The 18,194-nt window shown below is 68.2% G+C and carries 22 protein-coding genes and 1 tRNA gene; 8 read left to right on the top strand and 15 right to left on the bottom strand.

Annotated elements, in window-relative coordinates:
• Positions 1 to 35: 35 nt before the first annotated feature.
• The 7 genes from Hhyl6_RS09020 to Hhyl6_RS08990 all read right to left on the bottom strand — a co-directional run bounded on the left by Hhyl6_RS09020 (position 36) and on the right by Hhyl6_RS08990 (position 4,396).
• Positions 36 to 308 (bottom strand): acyl-CoA thioester hydrolase/BAAT C-terminal domain-containing protein, encoded by a 273-nt coding sequence (locus Hhyl6_RS09020; protein ID WP_483739691.1) that lies wholly within the window; start codon positions 306 to 308, stop codon positions 36 to 38.
• Positions 212 to 640 (bottom strand): hypothetical protein, encoded by a 429-nt coding sequence (locus tag Hhyl6_RS09015; RefSeq protein WP_483739712.1) that lies wholly within the window; start codon positions 638 to 640, stop codon positions 212 to 214. Before Hhyl6_RS09015 ends, Hhyl6_RS09020 begins: the two co-directional genes overlap by 97 nt.
• A gap of 337 nt (positions 641 to 977) precedes the next feature.
• Positions 978 to 1,052, bottom strand: a tRNA-Arg gene (locus Hhyl6_RS09010).
• A gap of 40 nt (positions 1,053 to 1,092) precedes the next feature.
• Positions 1,093 to 1,389 carry a hypothetical protein gene (locus tag Hhyl6_RS09005; RefSeq protein WP_483738874.1) on the bottom strand — a complete coding sequence of 99 codons (297 nt, stop codon included), beginning with the start codon at positions 1,387 to 1,389 and terminating at the stop codon, positions 1,093 to 1,095.
• Complete coding sequence (locus tag Hhyl6_RS09000) at positions 1,389 to 2,489, bottom strand: DUF373 family protein (protein WP_483738873.1); 1,101 nt, start codon at positions 2,487 to 2,489, stop codon at positions 1,389 to 1,391. The genes Hhyl6_RS09005 and Hhyl6_RS09000 overlap by 1 nt, the downstream gene beginning before the upstream one ends.
• Before the next feature lie 46 nt (positions 2,490 to 2,535).
• Positions 2,536 to 3,036, bottom strand: coding sequence for a phosphate-starvation-inducible PsiE family protein (locus Hhyl6_RS08995; RefSeq protein WP_483738872.1), 501 nt, complete (start codon positions 3,034 to 3,036; stop codon positions 2,536 to 2,538).
• A 37-nt stretch (positions 3,037 to 3,073) separates the two neighbouring features.
• Positions 3,074 to 4,396 carry an MFS transporter gene (locus Hhyl6_RS08990; protein ID WP_483738871.1) on the bottom strand — a complete coding sequence of 441 codons (1,323 nt, stop codon included), beginning with the start codon at positions 4,394 to 4,396 and terminating at the stop codon, positions 3,074 to 3,076.
• 131 nt (positions 4,397 to 4,527) lie between these two features.
• Here Hhyl6_RS08990 and Hhyl6_RS08985 point away from each other — a divergent pair, with 131 nt between their 5' ends.
• Both Hhyl6_RS08985 and Hhyl6_RS08980 read left to right on the top strand, forming a co-directional pair.
• Entirely contained in the window at positions 4,528 to 5,556 is a 1,029-nt protein-coding gene (locus Hhyl6_RS08985; protein ID WP_483738870.1) for a radical SAM protein, read from the top strand.
• A gap of 303 nt (positions 5,557 to 5,859) precedes the next feature.
• Positions 5,860 to 6,744: a cupredoxin domain-containing protein gene (locus Hhyl6_RS08980; RefSeq protein ID WP_483738869.1), complete on the top strand. Its 885-nt coding sequence runs from the start codon at positions 5,860 to 5,862 to the stop codon at positions 6,742 to 6,744.
• Between the two features lie 21 nt (positions 6,745 to 6,765).
• On the opposite strand, the gene Hhyl6_RS08975 is transcribed toward Hhyl6_RS08980, so the two are convergent.
• Both Hhyl6_RS08975 and Hhyl6_RS08970 read right to left on the bottom strand, forming a co-directional pair.
• Positions 6,766 to 7,068, bottom strand: a complete 303-nt coding sequence (locus Hhyl6_RS08975) for a hypothetical protein (protein ID WP_483738868.1) — start codon at positions 7,066 to 7,068, stop codon at positions 6,766 to 6,768.
• 79 nt (positions 7,069 to 7,147) lie between these two features.
• Entirely contained in the window at positions 7,148 to 8,038 is an 891-nt protein-coding gene (locus Hhyl6_RS08970; RefSeq protein ID WP_483738867.1) for a DUF7351 domain-containing protein, read from the bottom strand.
• A 132-nt stretch (positions 8,039 to 8,170) separates the two neighbouring features.
• Between Hhyl6_RS08970 and Hhyl6_RS08965 the strand changes: the two genes are divergently transcribed.
• Positions 8,171 to 9,019, top strand: a complete 849-nt coding sequence (locus Hhyl6_RS08965; protein WP_483739690.1) for a DUF1109 domain-containing protein — start codon at positions 8,171 to 8,173, stop codon at positions 9,017 to 9,019.
• Position 9,020: 1 nt separating this feature from the next.
• On the opposite strand, the gene Hhyl6_RS08960 is transcribed toward Hhyl6_RS08965, so the two are convergent.
• Entirely contained in the window at positions 9,021 to 9,344 is a 324-nt protein-coding gene (locus Hhyl6_RS08960) for a DUF7577 domain-containing protein (RefSeq protein ID WP_483738866.1), read from the bottom strand.
• 42 nt (positions 9,345 to 9,386) lie between these two features.
• Positions 9,387 to 9,761 (bottom strand): YccF domain-containing protein, encoded by a 375-nt coding sequence (locus Hhyl6_RS08955; RefSeq protein ID WP_483738865.1) that lies wholly within the window; start codon positions 9,759 to 9,761, stop codon positions 9,387 to 9,389.
• 130 nt (positions 9,762 to 9,891) lie between these two features.
• Here Hhyl6_RS08955 and Hhyl6_RS08950 point away from each other — a divergent pair, with 130 nt between their 5' ends.
• Complete coding sequence (locus tag Hhyl6_RS08950) at positions 9,892 to 10,620, top strand: class I SAM-dependent methyltransferase (protein WP_483738864.1); 729 nt, start codon at positions 9,892 to 9,894, stop codon at positions 10,618 to 10,620.
• A gap of 48 nt (positions 10,621 to 10,668) precedes the next feature.
• Here the strand turns inward: Hhyl6_RS08950 and Hhyl6_RS08945 are convergent, their stop codons facing one another.
• Together Hhyl6_RS08945 and Hhyl6_RS08940 are read right to left on the bottom strand one after the other, a co-directional pair.
• On the bottom strand, positions 10,669 to 11,760 hold the full coding sequence (locus Hhyl6_RS08945) for an aminopeptidase (protein ID WP_483738863.1): 1,092 nt from the start codon (positions 11,758 to 11,760) through the stop codon (positions 10,669 to 10,671).
• A gap of 43 nt (positions 11,761 to 11,803) precedes the next feature.
• Entirely contained in the window at positions 11,804 to 11,929 is a 126-nt protein-coding gene (locus Hhyl6_RS08940) for a DUF7859 family protein (protein WP_483738862.1), read from the bottom strand.
• A gap of 160 nt (positions 11,930 to 12,089) precedes the next feature.
• On the opposite strand from Hhyl6_RS08940, the gene Hhyl6_RS08935 reads away from it, so the two are divergent.
• Positions 12,090 to 12,767, top strand: coding sequence for an ArsR/SmtB family transcription factor (locus tag Hhyl6_RS08935; protein ID WP_483738861.1), 678 nt, complete (start codon positions 12,090 to 12,092; stop codon positions 12,765 to 12,767).
• Between the two features lie 152 nt (positions 12,768 to 12,919).
• Here Hhyl6_RS08935 and Hhyl6_RS08930 read toward each other — a convergent pair whose 3' ends face one another.
• Complete coding sequence (locus tag Hhyl6_RS08930; RefSeq protein ID WP_483738860.1) at positions 12,920 to 13,429, bottom strand: metallophosphoesterase; 510 nt, start codon at positions 13,427 to 13,429, stop codon at positions 12,920 to 12,922.
• Positions 13,430 to 13,495: 66 nt separating this feature from the next.
• Between Hhyl6_RS08930 and Hhyl6_RS08925 the strand changes: the two genes are divergently transcribed.
• Positions 13,496 to 14,470 carry a cation diffusion facilitator family transporter gene (locus Hhyl6_RS08925; protein WP_483738859.1) on the top strand — a complete coding sequence of 325 codons (975 nt, stop codon included), beginning with the start codon at positions 13,496 to 13,498 and terminating at the stop codon, positions 14,468 to 14,470.
• Between the two features lies 1 nt (position 14,471).
• Here Hhyl6_RS08925 and Hhyl6_RS08920 read toward each other — a convergent pair whose 3' ends face one another.
• Positions 14,472 to 15,215 (bottom strand): hypothetical protein, encoded by a 744-nt coding sequence (locus Hhyl6_RS08920; protein WP_483738858.1) that lies wholly within the window; start codon positions 15,213 to 15,215, stop codon positions 14,472 to 14,474.
• A gap of 77 nt (positions 15,216 to 15,292) precedes the next feature.
• On the opposite strand from Hhyl6_RS08920, the gene Hhyl6_RS08915 reads away from it, so the two are divergent.
• Both Hhyl6_RS08915 and Hhyl6_RS08910 read left to right on the top strand, forming a co-directional pair.
• Positions 15,293 to 17,497: an ATP-dependent DNA helicase gene (locus tag Hhyl6_RS08915; RefSeq protein ID WP_483738857.1), complete on the top strand. Its 2,205-nt coding sequence runs from the start codon at positions 15,293 to 15,295 to the stop codon at positions 17,495 to 17,497.
• Positions 17,498 to 17,537: 40 nt separating this feature from the next.
• Positions 17,538 to 18,170 (top strand): HD domain-containing protein, encoded by a 633-nt coding sequence (locus Hhyl6_RS08910; RefSeq protein WP_483738856.1) that lies wholly within the window; start codon positions 17,538 to 17,540, stop codon positions 18,168 to 18,170.
• The last annotated feature ends 24 nt before the right edge of the window (positions 18,171 to 18,194 follow it).

Below are 18,194 nucleotides of genomic sequence, written 5' to 3'. Positions count from 1 at the left end.
ATCGGCCCCTCAAAAGGTCGGGGGCACCGCGGCCCCTAGCTACCCAGCGCCCCCTGGAAGAACGAGCGAAGCCGCGGCCACGAGTCCGCGTCGGCACGAGCGATACCCTCGACAGTGCCGCCGAAGACCCGGCGGTCGCCCCAGCGCCGCGGCCCCGCCGGCCCGTACGGGATAGCTATCCGGTGGCCCGCGTCCGGGTAGTGACGGTGCGTCACGTCGTCTCGCCGGCCGTCGGCCTCGAACCGCTCGACGGCGCGTTCGGCCTGCGGCCCGGCCGGGACCACTCTGTCGTCACCCCCCGAGACCAGCAGGACGGGGCCACCGACCTCCTCGACCGGGATGGTCGCCCGGGCGAGTCGGTCCGGACCGTCGCGTAGGACTCGACGGTCGACCCCTGCCGGGCGATGGCCCACAGCGTCACCTCGACGTCGGGGCCGAACCCCGAGAGTCGAGGGATGACCACCTCGTCCCGCAGGACCGGCCCGTCGAGAACCTCGATGTGGGGGGCGTTCGACGACGTGGCCGGCGACGGGTCGGACGGTGTCGACTCCTCCGAGTCGGTGCGCGTCTGACAGCCACCGAGGACAGGGAGCGTAGCGGAGAGGGCGTGGAGGACCGAGCGGCGGGTCGCGTCGACCATAGCTCGCTCGTGACACGCGCAGTATAAATCAGTCGCCTCTCCGGAACGGTGGCGGTCGTTCGCGCTCTGGACGGTGTCCACGGTCACGCTTGCTGTAAGCATCCGCGGCGCACCGCGCCGCTGTTCCCCGGAATCGCCGATGGCGATTCCGGCCTTTTTCATCGCCGGGAGAGCTTCGCTCTCCCGTGCTCGCACTCGCTTTGCGAGTGCGACCGACGTTCGCGAGCGCTTCGCGCTTGCGAGCCCATCAGAAGTCGGAGACTTCTGAGGGCGTTTTTCGAGGAGCCCTCCTCGCAGCGCCGGAGGCGCGAGGAAGGGCGACGACGAAAAACGTCGACGGGCACGGTGGGATTCGAACCCACGACCGTCGGATTAGAAGTCCGACGCTCTATCCGGACTGAGCTACGTGCCCTCACCCACAGGTTGGGGGGGACTCTCAAAAGCCGTGTGGATTAGCCCTCGAACTCCACGTCCTCGTCGGTGGCGTCGGTCGTCGTGATGGCGATGGCGTCGGTCGTCTCGACGGCGGCGAGGCCGTCGACGGCACAGACGGCGTCGACTCGCTCGTGGGGAACCGACACCGCGAGGTCGTCGAACTGGAGGTGTCGTTCGACGGTCCCGCCAGCGTCCTCGACGGCCGCCGCCACAGTCTCGGGGTCGGCGTCGTCGGCCGTCGTCAGTGCCAGCGCGACCGATTCGCCCTCGATGGGGTCCGTACGGATGCTCTCGACGGCGCGGGAGACGTACATCACTCCGAGGAGGGGCCGCCGGGCCCTTGGTTGTGCCGTTCGGCGCGTTCGAGTCGGGACTCCGCGACGGCGAACGCGAGGGTGCTCGCCAGTCCGAGCAAGGTGCCGCCGGTGAGGACGACGGCGAGGTATTCGAGGTCCTGCGTGCCGAGGAAGAAGGCGCTCAGGCCGTGGAGGACGCCACCGATGGCGAGCACGTAGAAGGGGGCGTTGAGGTAGCGCCACTTGAACGAGTCGTGGAGGTACTCGTCGGTGACTCGGCCCAGACTGGAGGTGATGCCGGCGGCGGCGAACCACTGGACGGCGCCGTTGACCAACGCGGCCAGCACCTCGACGGGCGAGAGCGGTTCCGGTTGGGCTTCGAGCGTGTTGACGCCGCTGACGCCGCCGATGGCCAGCAGCGCGGCGGCGACGACGTAGGTGATGATGGTGATTCGGCCGCCGTAGAACCCGGAGGTGGCGCGGTCGACGGCCTCGTCCAGCAGTCGCTCCGCCCCGAGGCCGCGAGCGAGGACGTACAGCCCCAGCAACCCGGAGATGATGCCGAGGGCCGACCCCGGATAGCCGAGCGAATCGACGGCGATGGTCAGGGGGTAGATGAGCAACAGGATGCCCAGCGGAACGAGGAGCGTCCCCCGCGTCTCCGGGTCGTCGAGCACCTGTTTGATGGTGTAGTACATCGATTCGAGGTCCTGCGCCTGCCGGACGACGACGCGTCGGACCCCGTCGATGCGGATGCGCGAGCGGATGACGGGGACGACGGACTCGTCCTGTGCGCCGTCGGTGACGACGAGGGCGCGGACGTCTTCGCTGGCGGCCAGCGAGGCGAGGACGGTGTCGACCTCCTCGCCGACGGCGCGGTTGGCGGCCACGTCACCGGCGTCGACGCCGGTCACCGCGGCTACCTCGACGGGTTCGTCGTCGATGTCGTCCGCGATGTGGACCCCCTCGAACAGGACGTTCACGTCGGAGTCCTCCGGGTCGGCCTGTGCCAACGCCACGGCGGCGTCGACGACGTTGTCCCGTCCGACGACCGGCGTCTCGACGTCCGTCTTGCGGCCGAGGTCGTCGTCGAGGTCCACGCACAGCACCAGCAGCATCGTCGGGGGGTACGCCAGCCGCGTTTATCTGTCTTCGGGCCTCGGGTTAGACGGCTTCCGTCGCCGCCTCGCGGGTGCGCCGCTCCACCACGAGGAGCGCGGCCAGACCGAAGATGATGAGGGCGTAGGACGCCGCCGCGAGCAGGGCGGCCCGCTCGTCGGGGTACTCGCCGGTCCGGAAGATGATGGCCTTTCGGACCATCGCGATGACGCCGGTGTAGATGACCAGACGGACGATGCGGCGCGTCTCGCCCTCCTGCGTGTAGGCGACGACGGTCTGGTACACCTCGACGATGATGAACAGGAGGAGGGCGGTGTCGATGAAGCCGACGACGACCAGCGGGTCCGTAATGTCGCCCTCGAGTGCGCTCCCGAGAATCTGGAGGCCGAGGTCGAAGACGCCGATGGCGAACAGCACCACGAGGACGAGGGCCGCGACCACCTCGACGTAGCGGAGCAAGTCCTCGCTCCAGGCCAGCACGCGTTCGTCGAGCGTGTCGGTCGGGGTGAGCGAGCCACCGACCGGGTCGTCACTCTCCTCGTCCATAGGTGGAGATGTACCGCTGCTTACATCAAACTCGTCCCTATCTGATGTGGCCGGGGTCCGCAGGCCGCCGCTCCGGTGCCTCCTCGGGCGTCCCGAGACGGGCGACGAGGAGTCCCACGGGGAGTAAGAGGAGGCTACCGACGACGAACGGCGACCAGTAGCCGACGGCGGCGTAGAGGCCGCCCATCACCGGCGGCCCGACGGTGCGGGCGAGACTGCCTGCCCCCTGCGTGACGCCGAAGGCGCTCCCCTGTACGTCCGCGCTCGCCCGCTGGGACACCAGCGCCGTCAGCGTCACGGAGAGGATACCGTTGCCGACGGGCAGGACCGTGAGGACGGCCAGCAGGCCCAGCAGTTCGGCGGTGAGGAACGGTGCCAGCGCGGTGAGGGCGGGCAGGACGACGCCGAGCGTGCGCGAGAACGGGAGGGCACCGACGCTGACGACGAGCAGCGCCGTCCCGGCCAGCGAGAGGGTTATCGGGCTGTATCGAGCGGTCAGGCGGCCGACGAGGACGCCCTGCGTGAGGACGGCCAGCAGGCCGATGTAGGTCAGCAGGAGGGCGCTCTGGGCGGCCGTGTAGCCGTAGACGTCGGCGACGTAGGGGATGAACATTATCTGGACGCCGGAGAACGCGAAGGAGACGAGGAAGAACGCCGTGAGCAGTTCCCGCAGGCCGGGCGTGGCGACGGCGGCGCGGAGTTGGGCCAGCGCTGAGACGCGTTCGGCCGCCTCGTCGTCGTCCGTCGGCGTTCGGGACTCCGGGAGGAACAGGAGGGCGACGACGACCCCACAGAGGCTGGCGAACGCGGCGGCGAAACTCGGCAGTGAGAAGCGATTGATGGGGATGGCGGCCGGCAGCGCCGCGTCGACGGCGGCGACGGTGGCGTCGAAGCTCAGGACGGCCCCGATGCCCGGCCCGAAGATGAACCCCAACCCGAAGGCCGCGCCGATGAACCCGAGCGCCGCCGCCCGGCGCTCCGGCGGCGTCACGTCCGCGACGTAGGCCTGCGCAGTCGAGAGATTCCCGCCCATCGCGCCGGCGAGCATCCGCGAGGCGAAGAGGAGCCACAGCGCGTCCGCGAGGCCGAACACCGTCCACGCCAGCACGGAGCCGCACAGCGAGAGCACGAGGACGGGTCGCCGGCCGACGCGGTCCGAGAGCGACCCGAGCAACGGGGCGAACGCGAACTGCATCGCCGAGTACGACGCGGCCAGCAGGCCGATGACGAACTCCGTCCCGCCGGGGAACGACCGGGTGTAGAACGGGAGGATGGGGATGACGATGCCGAAGCCCAGCAAGTCGAGGAAGACGACGGCGAAGACGATTGCGAGGCCGCGGCGGCGGCCGGCGTCCGACATGGCATGGAGTGGGTCGGGCGAGGGGATAAACGCGGGGGCGGCGTCGCCAGTATCCGGTCCATGCCGACCCACACCACGCCGACGACGATGCGCACGCTTTTTCCCGCTGGACGCGGTGCTAGCCGTACACGATGATTTCCGAGGGCTGCGAGCAGTGCGCCAAAGGCGGCAAGATGGTGCTGTTCGTCTACGGCTACTGCGACCAGCGAGACTGCTTCTACTGTCCCCTCGGGGAGAACCGCAAGAACGTCACCCAGATGTACGCCAACGAGCGTCCCGTCGAGGACGACAGCGACGTCATCGAGGAGGCAAAGCGCATGAGCGCGCTGGGCACCTCCATCACGGGCGGCGAACCGCAGGAGGCCCTCGACCGGACCTGCCACTATCTGGAACTGCTGAAAGACGAGTTCGGCGAGGACCACCACACGCACCTCTACACCGGCATCACCGGCGGCCGCGAGAACATGCGCCGCCTCTCGGAGGCCGGCTTAGACGAGATTCGCTTCCACCCACCGCTGGAACTGTGGGGCGACCTCCACGGCACCGAGTGGGAGGAGATTCTGTACATCGCCCGCGAGGAGGGCCTGACCCCCGCCTTCGAGATTCCGGGCATCCGGGCCGAGGAGGAGTTCCTCGAGTTCTTAGACGAGGGCGCGGCCGACTTCTGTAACATCAACGAGTTCGAGATGTCCGACGGGAACTACCGCCGGATGCAGGAGGAGGGCTTCGAACTCAAAGACGACCACATGAGCGCCGTCGAGGGAAGCCACGACATCTTGGAGACGATGGGCGACCACGAGCGGGTGTACTTCTGTACGAGCGTCTTCAAGGACGCCGCACAGCACCGCTCCCGACTCAAGCGGATGGCCCGCAACATCCGCCGGGAGTTCGACGACGTCACCGAGGACGGCACCCTCGTCTACGGGAAGGCGTGGGTCGGCGAGGCCCGCCTCGCGGAGTTGGGCGTCCCCGAGGAGTTCTACACGGTCAAGTCCGACCACGTCGAACTGGCGTGGTGGCTCCTAGAGGAGATGGTCGAGGAGGGCGACGTGCCGAAGGGCGAAATCGTCGAGCAGTACCCGACCTACGACGGGACCGTGGTGGAACGGACGCCGCTGTCGGGCGGCGCGGACGCGGGGAGAGCCACCGCCGACGACTGATTCGTACCGCGAGCGAAGCGAGCGGCCTTTTTGGTCCAGATTTTTCGAGGACCTCTCGCACAGCGAGGCGTCGCCTCGCGAGGGAGGCCGACGCGGAAAAAGGTGGGACGCAGACCGTCGTCGAACGGCCGCCGCTGTGCGGTGGTTCGGACCCGGGCAACGGTATCGACTGGACGCCGACCGCAGGGAACCGGTTTTCCGACGAGGCGGTGGCCGCTCGGACACTACGGCGTGCCGACCGGGCAACCGAACGAGAAGTGAATGGAGCGTATAGCAATTCCACGGCCGTTCGTCGGAGGGTCCATGGACAAGCAGTATCCACGGATTACGCGCCGGGAGGCGATGGCACTCGTCGCCGGGACGTCGCTCGCCGGGTGTTCGGGGTTGCTACCGGCCAGTCAGGAGAGCGCCACACAGCCAGTGAACCAGCAGGAGACGCCGACCGGCACGCGAGAGGGCGGCGCACAGCGAGACGACGGTGGCGAGACGGTACGGGCGTTCGTCGGGTCGTACCACTGGGGATACTTCGTGCTGGACGCCGACGGCGCGGAGGTGGACCAGTTGACGCTGTCACCCGGCGACGAACTCCGACTGACGCTGTTCAACGTCGAAGCCGAAGATGCCGTCGAGCGCCTGCCACGGGCGGTCAGAACCGGCATCCCGGGGTCTGAGGAACGCGCCCGGCGGAACCAACAGACAATCCCAGTCCCGCCGGGGACCACGCTCGACGCCCTCCACGAGGCGGCAGAGGCGGCTTACCCCGACCACAGCCTCGCACTCGTCACCGACGAGTTCCTCGGGACGGGCGGGCGAGGACAGGGCGGACCGGGGCAGGGACCGCAGGGTCCCGGGAGCGGGCCCTACGGCCCCGGAAGCGGTCCGTGGGGCGGGCATCACGGCCCACACGGTCCCGGTGGTGGTCGTGGCCCGGGCGGTGGATACGGACCGGGCGGTGGCTACGGCCCCGGCGGCGGACAGGGGCCGATGGGGCCCGGGGGGTGCTGGGGGCCGGCGTTCGGCGGGACCCTCGCCCCGACGACGTACCTCTGGCACCACTCGACGGTGCCGGCGGAGTTGGGATTCGTCGTCGACACCACCGGGTCGTTCGGCTTCGCGTGTACGGTCTACTGCGGGTACGGCCACCCCTACATGGCCGAACCCGGACGGGTCGTCGTCAGCGAGGAGTGAGGCGGGGAGAAGGGAGTCGAGTCAGCGTGACCCCCGCGCCGGCGGGCGCGTCGACTCCGTCCCCTCGGACCGGTCGGACACGGGGCCGTCCCGCCGGTGGGTCGATAGCGCCGTCCGTCCGAGTCGGTGGGCACCGCTGCCGGCGGTGACGGCGACGGCGACGACTGCGAGCGCCGCGGCGACGGAGACCGGAGCGGTCAGGAGGCCGACGACGACGGCGAGAGCGGCGAGGTAGCCGACGAGTCCGGACGGCGTCAGGCGGTCGTTCGCGCCGAGTCGGGCGGTCTGTGCGTCCCGGGTCGTGGTGTAGCGGGCGGTTCGCATCGTGAGTGAAAGAACGCCCTATGTGGGGATAAGTGTAATCTGAAAGATACTTCTGTAACCCGATTTACTGAAATTCTCTTCACTCGGCGTCCGAGCGCGTCCGGTCGACCACCTCGCAGGCCTCGTCGACGACGACGGTCAGGGCGTTCTCACCGACCGCGTAGGTCACCTCCGCCCGGAAGGGGTCTCGCTCCCGGACGGCGGCGTGGTCGGTGCTCCACGCGCTGAACTCCCAGAAGGGCTGGTCGCGGACGTCGACGCCGTGGTCGTGGTGGAAGGCGACGACGCCGGGGTCGTGGAGGAGCGCCACCCCGAGGTCACCCGTCGACTCCGAACCACAGCGCTCACAGCGGTACTTCACCAGCGGGAGCCCCGGCGGACCGTCCGTCGACTCCGGGTCGGTTTCCTCACCGACCGTCGTGACCCGCGCTCGCACCCGCCCCTCGCAGTTCCAGCAGAACCCGTCGCCCAGTTGGCGGAAGATGGTCCGGAAGTACCGACTCGCTACATCCGGGAACGCCTCGCGGTCGTAGCCGGCGAACACGCCCGGCGGGACCATCGCCGTCGAGAGGATGTCGCAGTCGCTACACTCGACCTTGACTCGCTCGTCCTCGTACCTGAACGTGCGGGTGCCACCACAGGCCGGACAGGGGTCGCCGAGTTCGATGGGGTCGATAGAGCCGTCCATCGTGTACGCGCCGGCGTGGATAGCGCCGTTGACGGCCATCCCGGCCAGCGTGAGTTCGTACCCCTCGTCTGTCTTGGTGACGAAGCGGTCGGTGAGTTTGTCGAGGTGGTAGTTGAACTGCCCGGAGTCCCGCATCGCGACGGCGTCGCGCAACTCCGAGAACGTCGCCGTGTGGTCCTCGGCGTCCCACAGCGCCCGGAGGATGTCGACCCGCGTGGCGTTCGAGAGCGCGCCGAACGCCTCGCCGGGGTCGGCCGCTTCGGTCAGGCCCGTCTCGTTCATGACAGGCGTATGGATTGACCGGGATATAGACGTGGCGGGGCGCAGATACGCGCGCTGGGCGAACTCACGGGTCGCCAGTTCGACGACGAAGATTCATGTCGGAGAGCCGAGTGTGTTCACCCGTTGCCCTCCATGAACTTCGACATCGACAGCGGTAAACTCCTGTACGCGCTCGGCGTGGTGTTCGCCGCGGCGGCGTTCCTGTACTTCGTCAGGGACGTGGTGTTCGGCCTCTCGATTACGGTGAAAGCCGCCCTGCTGTTCGTCTCGTTCGTCGCCTTCTTCGTCGCCGGCGTCACCGTCGAACGGGACGTGTTGGACGTGGTTGCCTTCGCCCTCTCGGGGGTCTCCTACGTCGTCTTCGTCGGCTACGTCGTCGTCCGGTACGGCCCCGGCGAGACGGGGACGTTCCTGTTGCTCGCGCTCTCGGCCGGCCTGTTCGTCGCGCTCGGGTACGCGCTCCGCGAGCGAGACTTGCAGCTCCCGGTCCGGACCGCAACCGGCGTCGTGGTCGCACTCCTCCTCGTGAGCACCGTCCTCGTCGGTGCCGACGCCGTCGGCGGCGGCGTCACCTACGACCTCGAACTGAACCAGTCGGTCGCCGTCGACGCACCCCCGGCCCACCCGGAGGCCCGCTACGTCGAGGCGCGGGAGCGCGTCGGCACGATGACCGTCACCAACGAGTTCGTGTTCACCCGGGGGATGTCACTCCCGCGCCTCGAAGGCTGTCTGGTCGGCGTCGAGGACGTCCCCCGCCGAGACGTGTGGCTCTCGTACGCGGGCGTCGATTACAGCCGCGACGACACCATCGCCGGCGGGGTCACGCGCCAGTTCGACGTCGAAGCGAGCGTCCCCGTCGACGTCAACCAGACAGCGACCACGACGTACGCAATCGAACGGGGGACCGACTGCACCGTCGACCGCCAGTCGCCGACGCTTATCGTCAGCGTCGGGGACGAGGAGCAACTGCGCCGGGACTAGGTCAGTCGTCCGCGAGTTCGCCCAGACACTGCCGGCAGTAGCGCACGCCCTCGCGGTTCTCCATCCCGCAACTGGGACAGGCGACCACCTCGTCGGGCACCGGGTCGCCGCTGGTCACCGTCGCCGTGACCGCCGCGGCGTCGACGCTCCACTCCGACCCCGATTTCTCCATCGCCTCGGCGCGCTGTCGGGCGCGCTCGACGAGTTCGTCGTCTCGCATCGCTTCCAACCCGCGCCACAGCGCGAGGAACATCACCGTCGGCGCGACGATGACGAACAGCCCCGAGGCCACCCTGAGCGCCAGCTCTAGCTGGCCGATTGCCATACGCTCACATGGTTCTGGAGCGACGAGAAGCCTTCGGCGTCCTCAGTAGTTGTACAACGAGACGACGTAGGGGAGTCTGCCGTACATCCAGACAGCCAACGGGATGCCGACGATGGTCAGCGTCAGCGTGTAGGCGACGCCCGTCCAGATGCCGCTGGCCCACCACCCGACCAGCAGGAACCACGCCGCTCGGACGAGCAGGGAGTGTTGACTGCCGCCGTTGCGCTCCTCGACCAGCGCCTCGCGGCGCTTCAGCGACAGCACCAGCGGCACCTTGTTTATCATCTTGATGCCCAGCGGGATGCCGATTATCGTGACGTTCAACAGCCACGCCACGGAGAGCCAGAGGCCGGTCAGCCACCATCCGACCAGCAGGAACCACACCGCTCGGACGAGCAGAGAGGGTTGGTCGCTCATACGCGACTCTACCCCGCCGCGGGACATAAGCTTCCTGTCCGAACGAAGGGGACAGAACCGGCGACGAGAGCGTGTCACCCCCTCGCACGCCTGAGCAATACTTTTCTACAGTCCGAATGTGACAGGAATCATGGCAGACCTCCCCGAGTCCGACGCGTTCGGCGCGATGTGTCGGGACTACCACGACCACGGCGACGCGTTCGAGGTGGCCGAGCGCGACGACGGCTTTCTGGACCTCCCCGGAGGGCCAGAGGTGTACTTCGCCACGCCCGAGGAGTGGGGTGACCTCGACCACACCGCCATCGAGTGGGCGGAGGGCCACGTCCTCGACGTCGGGTGTGGTCCCGGTCGGCACGCGCTGGCCCTGCAGGAACGAGGCTACGACGTGACGGGTATCGACCGCTCGCCGGGGGCGCTATCGGTGGCCCGCGACCGGGGCGTCGCGGACGCGCGGGAGTGCGACGTGGCCGACGTAGCGAGCCTCGACGAGACGTTCGACTCGGCGGTCATGCTCGGCAACAACTTCGGGTTGGTCCAGAGCGCGGAGCGAGCGCCAGACGTCCTCGGCGCGCTGGCCGACGCGACGACGGCCGACGCCGCGCTCGTCGCGTCGAGCATGGACCCGACGATGACCGACGAACAGGTCCATCTCGACTACCACGAGCGGAACCGCGAGCGAGGCAGACTCCCGGGTCGGGTCCGCATCCGTACCCGCTACCGGCGATACGTCGGCGAGTGGCACGACTACCTCCACGTCGCGCCCGAGACGATGCGCGAACTGGTCGACGAGACGGTCTGGGCGGTCACCGACGTCGAACAGCAGGGCCCTCACTACGTGGCGAAACTCCGGAAGAGGTGAGCGCCGTCCGGTTTCACTCTGTGCGGTGTGAGACGACCTGTACGCTCTCTACGCCTCGAACCCGTCCTCGAACCGGAACGTCCCGTCCCGCTGGACCACTTCCCCGTCCACCTCGATACGCGAATCCTCGCTCATGTCGACAATCATGTCGACGTGGACGGCCGAGTCGTTCTGCTCGTTGTCCTCGCCGACCGTCTCGTCGTAGGCGCGGCCGACGGCCATGTGGACGGTGTCGCCCATCTTCTCGTCGAACAGCATGTTGTACGTGAACTCGTCGATGTCACGGTTCATCCCGATGCCGAGTTCGCCGAGACGACTCGCGCCCTCGTCCGTCTCCAGCACCTCGGTCAGTAGGTCCTCGTTCTTCTCGGCGCTGTGGTCGACCACCTCGCCGCCCTCGAAGCGGAGGAAGACGTCGGTGACTTCCCGCCCCTGATGGTACAGCGGTTTGTCGAACAGCACCTCGCCCTCGACGCTGTCGGCGACGGGCGCGGTGAACACCTCGCCGCCGGGGAGGTTCTTCTCGCCGTAGTCGTTCAGCGTCACGTTGCCGGCGACCGACATGGTGACGTCGGTGGTGTCGCCGGAGACGATGCGTACCTCGTCGGCCGGGTCGAGAATCTCGACCATCTGGGACTGGTGTTCGCGCACGGCGTCCCAGTCCTTGTTGACGGCGTCCCAGACGAAGTTCTCGTAGCCCTCGGTGGACATCTGGGCCAGTTGCGCGTTGGCCGGTGCAGGGTACTGCGTGAGACACCACGTCTTCGAGAGGCGCTCCTCCAGCAGGGGTTGCTGGGCCTGCTGGTAGGCGGCGGTGGTCTCGGGGTCGACGTCGCTGGCCTCGGTGACGTTGGCGTTCCCGCGGATGGCGATGTAGGCGTCCATCGCCTCGTAGAGGGCCTCGACGTGACCCGGCGTCTCGAACTCGTCGCGGTTGCGGAGGAAGGCCCGGTTGAACCGTTCGCCGAGTCGCTCCTGTACCACCAGCGGGTTCGCGCCTCGGTCGGCGGCCAGTTCGTGCAACGCGACGACGAGGTCCTCTGCGACGGGGTGGGCGTCGATGACGACGTCGTCGCCCTCGCTCAGGTCGATGGAGTGGTCGACGACGACTTCTGCGTGTTCACGGATTCGCGGGTCCATACTGGACCGTCCGGCGACGGCCCCAAACCACTTTCGCCGTCGGTCACTTCTCCTTGCTCTGCTGGAACCCCTCTCTGAACCCCTGGAAGGTCCGGCGGAGCATCAGGTACATGAAGAAAAAGAAACCCAGCACCGCGGCCAGCAGTGCGTAGATGAAGAGGTTCTCCATACCCGCGGTTAACGGCCGTCCGACAAAGAGGTTTCGCCGCCCCCGGATAGCGGCCCCGAAACCCTCGATTTCGAAGAGTGAAATCGACGTTTGAGCGATATGTGCAACGAGCGCCGTACCTTGGGGAAGACTCATAACACCATAGTACATACCTGAATCCATGTCGCTGCTGCCCTCTCGGGACCCGGCAGTTCCCGACGCGGAACCACGGGTCATCGGGGTCGACAGCGAGGACGCGGACGACGTCCTCTCGGCGCTCTCCTCGGAGACTGCCCGTGAGTTGCTGGCGGCACTCAACCGCGACCCGGCACCGCCCGCCGAACTCGCCGACCGGGTCGACACCTCGCTCCAGAACGCACAGTACCACCTCAAGAAACTCCAGAACGCCGGCGCCGTCGAAGTCGTCGACACGGCCTACTCGGAGAAGGGGCGCGAGATGGACGTGTTCGCGCCGGCGAACCAACCGCTGGTCATCTGTGCCGGCGACGAACAGGAGACGTCGGGCCTCCGGGCGGCGCTGTCGAACCTGCTCGGCGGCCTCGCTATCGTCGGTCTGGCGAGTCTACTCGTCCAGCAGGTGTTCGGCCGCGGGTTGGGGACGCTGTTCGGGCCGACGGTCCGAAGCGGGAGCGCGGACACCGCCGACCCCGACCCGAGTTTCTACATCGAGAACGGCACCATCGCCGACGGCGGAACGGAGATAGCCGCGCGGACCACGGAGACAGCGGCACAGGGCGGTGCCGACCTGTTCGGTGCGTTGCCGCCGGGACTGGCCTTCTTCGCGGGCGGCGCGTTCGTCCTCGCGATACTCGGCGCGGCGTGGTACGTCCGTCACTAGTGTCAAACGGGCCTTTCACTCACCAGTAGCTCCTTAGTTTAGGGGTGTGAACACACGGCACGCGCCGACGGCTCGGCGCGTCACGACCCGCACTCGACACTCGGTTTGGCATTCCGACACGACGACGGCACGACTGGCATTCCGTCGCCCTCTCAGCGGCCGTGGGTCGCCGCCGAGAGGACTTCTCCTTTCGGCGACCGGAGTTCGACGCTGAGCACGTCGCCGTCGACGGTCAGTTCTGCGTGGGCCGGTCGGTAGCGCCGCGGGTCCGCGTAACTCCCCGGATTCACGAGTAGCCGACCGTCGACGTCGCCGATTTCGGGCCGGTGGGAGTGGCCCACGACCACCACGTCGGCGTCTTCCTGTCGGGCGAGCATCCCCAGCGCCGTCTCGGAGTGCTCGTGGCCGTGGACGACCAGCACCGTGCGGCCGGCCCACGTCAGCGTCGCCGCGTCGGTGAGTCGCGTCCGGACCGCCGGCGGGTCGTTGTTCCCGTAGACGGCGGTGAGAGCGGTTGCTTCCCGCTCGACGGCGTCGAGGACGCGTTCGGTCGTGAAATCGCCCGCGTGGACGACGTGGTCGGACGCCCTGACGGCGTCGAGCGTGGCCCCCTCCAGTCGGTGGCCGTCGGTACCGTGCGTATCGGAGATGACGGTGAGCATACCCCCAGTTACGGCTCCAGCCGTAAATCCAGAACCACTTTCCGCCAGCCTCGTGAGAGGACGGGCATGGCAGGCAGTAAATCAGTCGTCCTCGCCGCCCTCGTCGCCAACGGGGCCATCGCGGTCCTGAAGTTCTTCGGGTTCCTGCTGACCGGGAGCGCCGCGATGCTGTCGGAGACGTACCACAGCATCTCCGACACCGGCAATCAGGTGTTCCTCCTCATCGGCATCCGCTTCTCCGGCCGGGAGGCGGACCGACAGCACCCCTTCGGCTACGGCAAGGCACAGTTCTTCTACAGTTTCCTCGTCTCCGTCTTCCTGTTCGGTATCGCCGGGTGGGAGAGCCTGAAACACGGGTACAGCCAACTCACCGCCGCCGGCGGTCACGGGGGCGAAGCCGCTCACGGGACCGTCGAGTTCCTCTTCATCAGTTTCACGCCGCCCGCGTGGCTCGACCCGCTCTGGGTCAACTACACCGTCCTGCTGGGCGCGTTCGCCTTCGAGACGTACGCGCTGGTCAAGGCCCGCGCCGAGATGCGACGGCAGATGAAGCGCAACGACTGGGGTAGTTATCGCGAAGCGTTCCGCAAGACCAGCGACGTGACGACGCTGACCGCCCTGACCGAGGACACCATCGCCCTCGCGGGCATCGTCATCGCGCTCGTCGGCCTCTTCCTCGAACAGCAGACCGGCAACCCGGTGTACGACCAAGTTTCCGCGGTGCTCATCGGAATCATGCTGATGGGCTTCGCGCTGGCGCTGGCGTGGGAGAACAAGCGCCTCATCCTCGGCGAGAGCCTGCCGGCGGACGTGGGCCGAGAGCTCCGCGCGGCCGTCACCGACCACGAACACGTCACCGAAATCGTCGACTTCCGGACGGTGTACTTCGGGCCGAACGAGGTCATCGTCTCCGCCGACGTGGTGTTCGACGAGGGTCTCGAGACCTCGGAGATAGACGACGCCATCACGGCTATCGAGGAGTCGCTGAAGGCGCTCAACGGCGACATCCGGAAGGTGTACATCGAACCGGAGACGGCCTGACTCACTCGTACAGCCCGATTTCGTCGGCCCACCACGGCACCGGCACGCGGTCGAGGCCAGTCGTGATCCGCATCCGGACGACGAACACCGTGCCGTTGGACCGTCGCATCCAGTGGTCGACGTACCGGACGATACCCGTCCGGTCGACGTAGATGCGCGACCGGACCGCGACGACCGGGTCCGGGTCGGCGCCGCTGACCGGGGCCCCCGTGTCGTTCGACCCGACGACGGCGAGTGCCCGACCGTCACGCCGGACCGTCCCGAGGCGGTCGTAGCCCTCCGCGTCGAGCACCACGCGGAGTCTGGCGGCGCCGGACGCCGACGGGACGTACGGTGTCCGGCCGTCACTGGGTTCGGCGACGTAGTCGGTGTCCGGGTCGTCCCTGACGTTCCGGTACACCGTTCCGTCGGCGACGATGGCGTCGTCTGTCAGCGGGCCGAACGTCCGCCGGACGCGGGTTACCCCGTTCTCCCGGTCGACCCACACGTCCCGGGTGTTCTGCGGCCCCTCGCGTTCGACGTGGCGGTGGAAGCTCCGCTCGGCGAGCGCGGCCTCGTGCCGGTCCAGCACCCGGTCGAGGTCGACGCTCCCGTTCTCCCGGGGGAGGGCGACCGTCTGCGTCGTCGTCTCGGGCACCGGCGCGGGCGTGAGTGTGCGCTCCCCGGCGTCCGTCTCGCCGTTCGCCAGCAGGCCCGAACACCCCGCGAGCGCGACGACGGCGGCGAGGACGAGCGGACGCCACATGGTCACACAGAGGGGTGGCGGCGGGAAGTAGCTGCTGGGGCCGAACGCTTTTGCCCGAGAGCGGCCAACGAATCCCCGTGGCGACGACAGACGACGGCTACCTCCGCTTTTTCCCCTACGAGGAGCCGTACGACCACCAGCGCGAGGCGATGGCCACCATCTACGACGCCCTCGACGAGGGGCGGGACGTCCTCTTCGAGGGTGCCTGTGGCACCGGCAAGACGCTGGCCTCGCTCGTCCCGGCGCTGGAACACGCCCGCGAGACGGACAAGACGGTCGTCATCACGACGAACGTCCACCAGCAGATGCGCCAATTCGTCGAGGACGCCCGCGCCATCACCGACCACGAGGACCTGCGGGCGGTCGTCTTCCGCGGCAAGGGGTCGATGTGTCACATCGACGTCGACTACGAGGAGTGTCAGGCCCTGCGCGACACCACTCGGGAACTGGTCGACGTCGAGGGCGACATCGCCGACCTCGAGCGGCGCGAGGGGGAACTGCTCGAAGCGGGCCAGTCCGGCGACGGCGAGGCCATGGAAGCACGAAGCGCCGTCGTCGAGGAACTGCGGGACTTACAGGAGCAACGCGACGAACTGGAGTCCGAGCGGTCGACCTGTGACCACTACTACCGGAACCTCACCGTCGACACCACCGACTTCTACGCGTGGCTCTACGACGACGTGCGCACGCCCGACGACGTCTACGAGTACGCCGGCGAGCGCGGGATGTGCGGCTACGAACTGCTGAAAGAGGGGATGGACGGCGTCGACCTCGTGGTATGTAACTACCACCACCTGCTGGACCCGACCATCCGCGAGCAGTTCTTCCGGTGGCTGGGCCGGGAACCCGAGGACGTCGTCGCCGTCTTCGACGAGGCCCACAACGTCGAGTCGGCGGCCCGCGACCACGCCCGGCGAACCCTCACAGAGAACACGCTGGACCAGGCGCTGGACGAACTCGACGGGAGCGACGACGCCCGCGCGGATGGGGCGGCGAACGTGCTGGAGACGTTCCGGGACGCCCTCGTGGAGACGTACGAGGACTCGTTCGGCTTCGGCGACCGGGAGGCCGTCGACGAGCACTGGGACGACGTCACCGTCGCCAACGACGACAGGAAAGACGACCTGACGCTCGCCTTCTTCCAGCGGTACACCGGCCCCGGCTTCCACGAGGAGGTCGACAACGCCGTCGAACTGGGCCGGGAACTCGACGCGACCTACGAGGAGCAGTTCAAGGAGGGCGAACTCGACACCCGCAAGGAGTGTCAGACCCTGCAGGCCGCTGCCTTCCTCTCCGATTGGCTGGCCGAGTCCGACGCCGCCGGCCAGTACCCCGTGGTGAGCGTCCGCCGGGACGAGGGCAGCGGCGACGTCTACGGCCGCGCGGAACTGTACACCTGCATCCCCGAACAGGTGACCCGTGGCCTGTTCGACGACCTGCACGCGGCCATCCTGATGAGCGCCACCCTGCGACCGTTCGAGGTGACCGAGGACGTGGTGGGGCTGGCGGACCCGGTGACGATGGCCTACGGCGAACAGTTCCCCGAGGAGCGCCGGCGGACCTACGCCGTCGACGGGCCCGCGCTCTTTTCGAGCGAACGGGACAACCCCGAGACCCAGCAGACCATCGCCCGCACGCTGGAGGACGTCATCCGCTTCACGCCGGGGAACACGCTCGTGTTCTGCCCCTCCTACAGCGAGGCGAAGCGGTACCACGACATGGTCGCCGTCAGCGGCACCCGCTATCTGGACGAACCCGGCACGCAGGCGCGTGACCTCCGCGAGGCGTTCACCGACGACGACGGCGGCGTCCTCTTTACCTCGCTGTGGGGCACGCTCGCCGAGGGGGTGAGCTACGACGGCGACGACGCCCGCACCGTCGTGGTGCTGGGCGTCCCCTACCCGCATCTGGACGACCGGATGGAGGCGGTACAGGACGCCTACGCCACGGCGTTCGGGGACAGCGAGGACGACCATCGGGAGTCCTCGAACGACGACGAGGCCGGGTGGCGCTACGCCGTCGAGATTCCCACCGTCCGGAAGACCAGACAGGCCCTCGGTCGGGTGGTCCGTTCGCCCGACGACTTCGGCGCGCGGGTCCTGCTGGACAAGCGCTACACCGAACGGGCCGAGATGGAGATGCACGACTACGCAGTCCGGGGGACGTTCCCGCCCGAGGAGCGCCGCGAGATGGTCGACATCGGCCCCGAGAAACTGAAGTTCGCGCTGTTGAACTTCTATCAGGACATGGGCGCGTACGACGGGCCGCCGCCGAAGCCGTAGGCGGCATCTCTTTGAGCCGTGCCCGTGAGACTCCGTGCTGATGCCCGAGCAGTCCCTCCGAGCGGTCGCGCGGTCGTACTTCGAATCGACGATGAGTCCCGCCCACGACTGGCACCACGTCCAGCGGGTGGAAGCCCTCGCCGACCGCCTCGCCGCCGAGTACGACGTCGACGAGCGAGCGGTCGAACTGGCGGTCCTCCTCCACGACGTCGGGCGGGCGAAGGAGGACGCCGGTGAGATAGCCGACCACGCGACGTGGGGCGCGGCGGAGAGCGAACGGTTGCTCGCCGAGCGTGACGTCCCCGAGACCCGAATCGAGACGGTGACACAGGCCATCCGCGCCCACCGCTACTCCAACGCCGTCGAACCGGCGACCCGCGAGGCCGAGGTGCTCTGTGACGCCGACAATCTGGACGCGCTGGGCGCGGTGGGCATCGCCCGGTGTTTCACCTACGGCGGGGAGTTCGGGGAGGTCATCCACGACCCCGAACTGCCGCCGGAGCGCGACGAGACGGCGGCGGGGCAGACCCAGTACAACCACGTCCAGAAGAAACTGCTGGCCCTCCCCGAGCGGATGTACACCGACGCCGGCCGGCGTCTGGCCGAGGAGCGTCGGGCCGTCGTCGAGCGGTTCCTCGACCAGTTCGACGCCGAGGTGGCCGGCGAGCGCTGACGCGAGGGAAACCGGATAGTTTGA

The sequence above is a fragment of the Haloarcula sp. H-hyl6 genome, assembly GCF_056934455.1.
This window is presented reverse-complemented; position numbering and strand designations above follow the sequence as displayed.

Excerpts from the sequence above, each read along its gene's own strand:
- Hhyl6_RS09000 (WP_483738873.1), bottom strand. The coding sequence starts at position 2,489 with ATGCTGCTGGTGCTGTGCGTGGACCTCGACGACGACCTCGGCCGCAAG.
- Hhyl6_RS08935 (WP_483738861.1), top strand. The coding sequence starts at position 12,090 with ATGTCGCTGCTGCCCTCTCGGGACCCGGCAGTTCCCGACGCGGAACCA.
- Hhyl6_RS08995 (WP_483738872.1), bottom strand. The coding sequence starts at position 3,036 with ATGGACGAGGAGAGTGACGACCCGGTCGGTGGCTCGCTCACCCCGACC.
- Hhyl6_RS09015 (WP_483739712.1), bottom strand. The coding sequence starts at position 640 with ATGGTCGACGCGACCCGCCGCTCGGTCCTCCACGCCCTCTCCGCTACG.
- Hhyl6_RS08975 (WP_483738868.1), bottom strand. The coding sequence starts at position 7,068 with ATGCGAACCGCCCGCTACACCACGACCCGGGACGCACAGACCGCCCGA.
- Hhyl6_RS08955 (WP_483738865.1), bottom strand. The coding sequence starts at position 9,761 with ATGAGCGACCAACCCTCTCTGCTCGTCCGAGCGGTGTGGTTCCTGCTG.
- Hhyl6_RS08950 (WP_483738864.1), top strand. The coding sequence starts at position 9,892 with ATGGCAGACCTCCCCGAGTCCGACGCGTTCGGCGCGATGTGTCGGGAC.
- Hhyl6_RS08940 (WP_483738862.1), bottom strand. The coding sequence starts at position 11,929 with ATGGAGAACCTCTTCATCTACGCACTGCTGGCCGCGGTGCTGGGTTTC.
- Hhyl6_RS08980 (WP_483738869.1), top strand. The coding sequence starts at position 5,860 with ATGGACAAGCAGTATCCACGGATTACGCGCCGGGAGGCGATGGCACTC.
- Hhyl6_RS08910 (WP_483738856.1), top strand. The coding sequence starts at position 17,538 with ATGCCCGAGCAGTCCCTCCGAGCGGTCGCGCGGTCGTACTTCGAATCG.
- Hhyl6_RS08965 (WP_483739690.1), top strand. The coding sequence starts at position 8,171 with ATGAACTTCGACATCGACAGCGGTAAACTCCTGTACGCGCTCGGCGTG.
- Hhyl6_RS08960 (WP_483738866.1), bottom strand. The coding sequence starts at position 9,344 with ATGGCAATCGGCCAGCTAGAGCTGGCGCTCAGGGTGGCCTCGGGGCTG.
- Hhyl6_RS08920 (WP_483738858.1), bottom strand. The coding sequence starts at position 15,215 with ATGTGGCGTCCGCTCGTCCTCGCCGCCGTCGTCGCGCTCGCGGGGTGT.
- Hhyl6_RS08990 (WP_483738871.1), bottom strand. The coding sequence starts at position 4,396 with ATGTCGGACGCCGGCCGCCGCCGCGGCCTCGCAATCGTCTTCGCCGTC.
- Hhyl6_RS08970 (WP_483738867.1), bottom strand. The coding sequence starts at position 8,038 with ATGAACGAGACGGGCCTGACCGAAGCGGCCGACCCCGGCGAGGCGTTC.
- Hhyl6_RS08925 (WP_483738859.1), top strand. The coding sequence starts at position 13,496 with ATGGCAGGCAGTAAATCAGTCGTCCTCGCCGCCCTCGTCGCCAACGGG.
- Hhyl6_RS08945 (WP_483738863.1), bottom strand. The coding sequence starts at position 11,760 with ATGGACCCGCGAATCCGTGAACACGCAGAAGTCGTCGTCGACCACTCC.
- Hhyl6_RS09005 (WP_483738874.1), bottom strand. The coding sequence starts at position 1,389 with ATGTACGTCTCCCGCGCCGTCGAGAGCATCCGTACGGACCCCATCGAG.
- Hhyl6_RS08985 (WP_483738870.1), top strand. The coding sequence starts at position 4,528 with ATGATTTCCGAGGGCTGCGAGCAGTGCGCCAAAGGCGGCAAGATGGTG.
- Hhyl6_RS08930 (WP_483738860.1), bottom strand. The coding sequence starts at position 13,429 with ATGCTCACCGTCATCTCCGATACGCACGGTACCGACGGCCACCGACTG.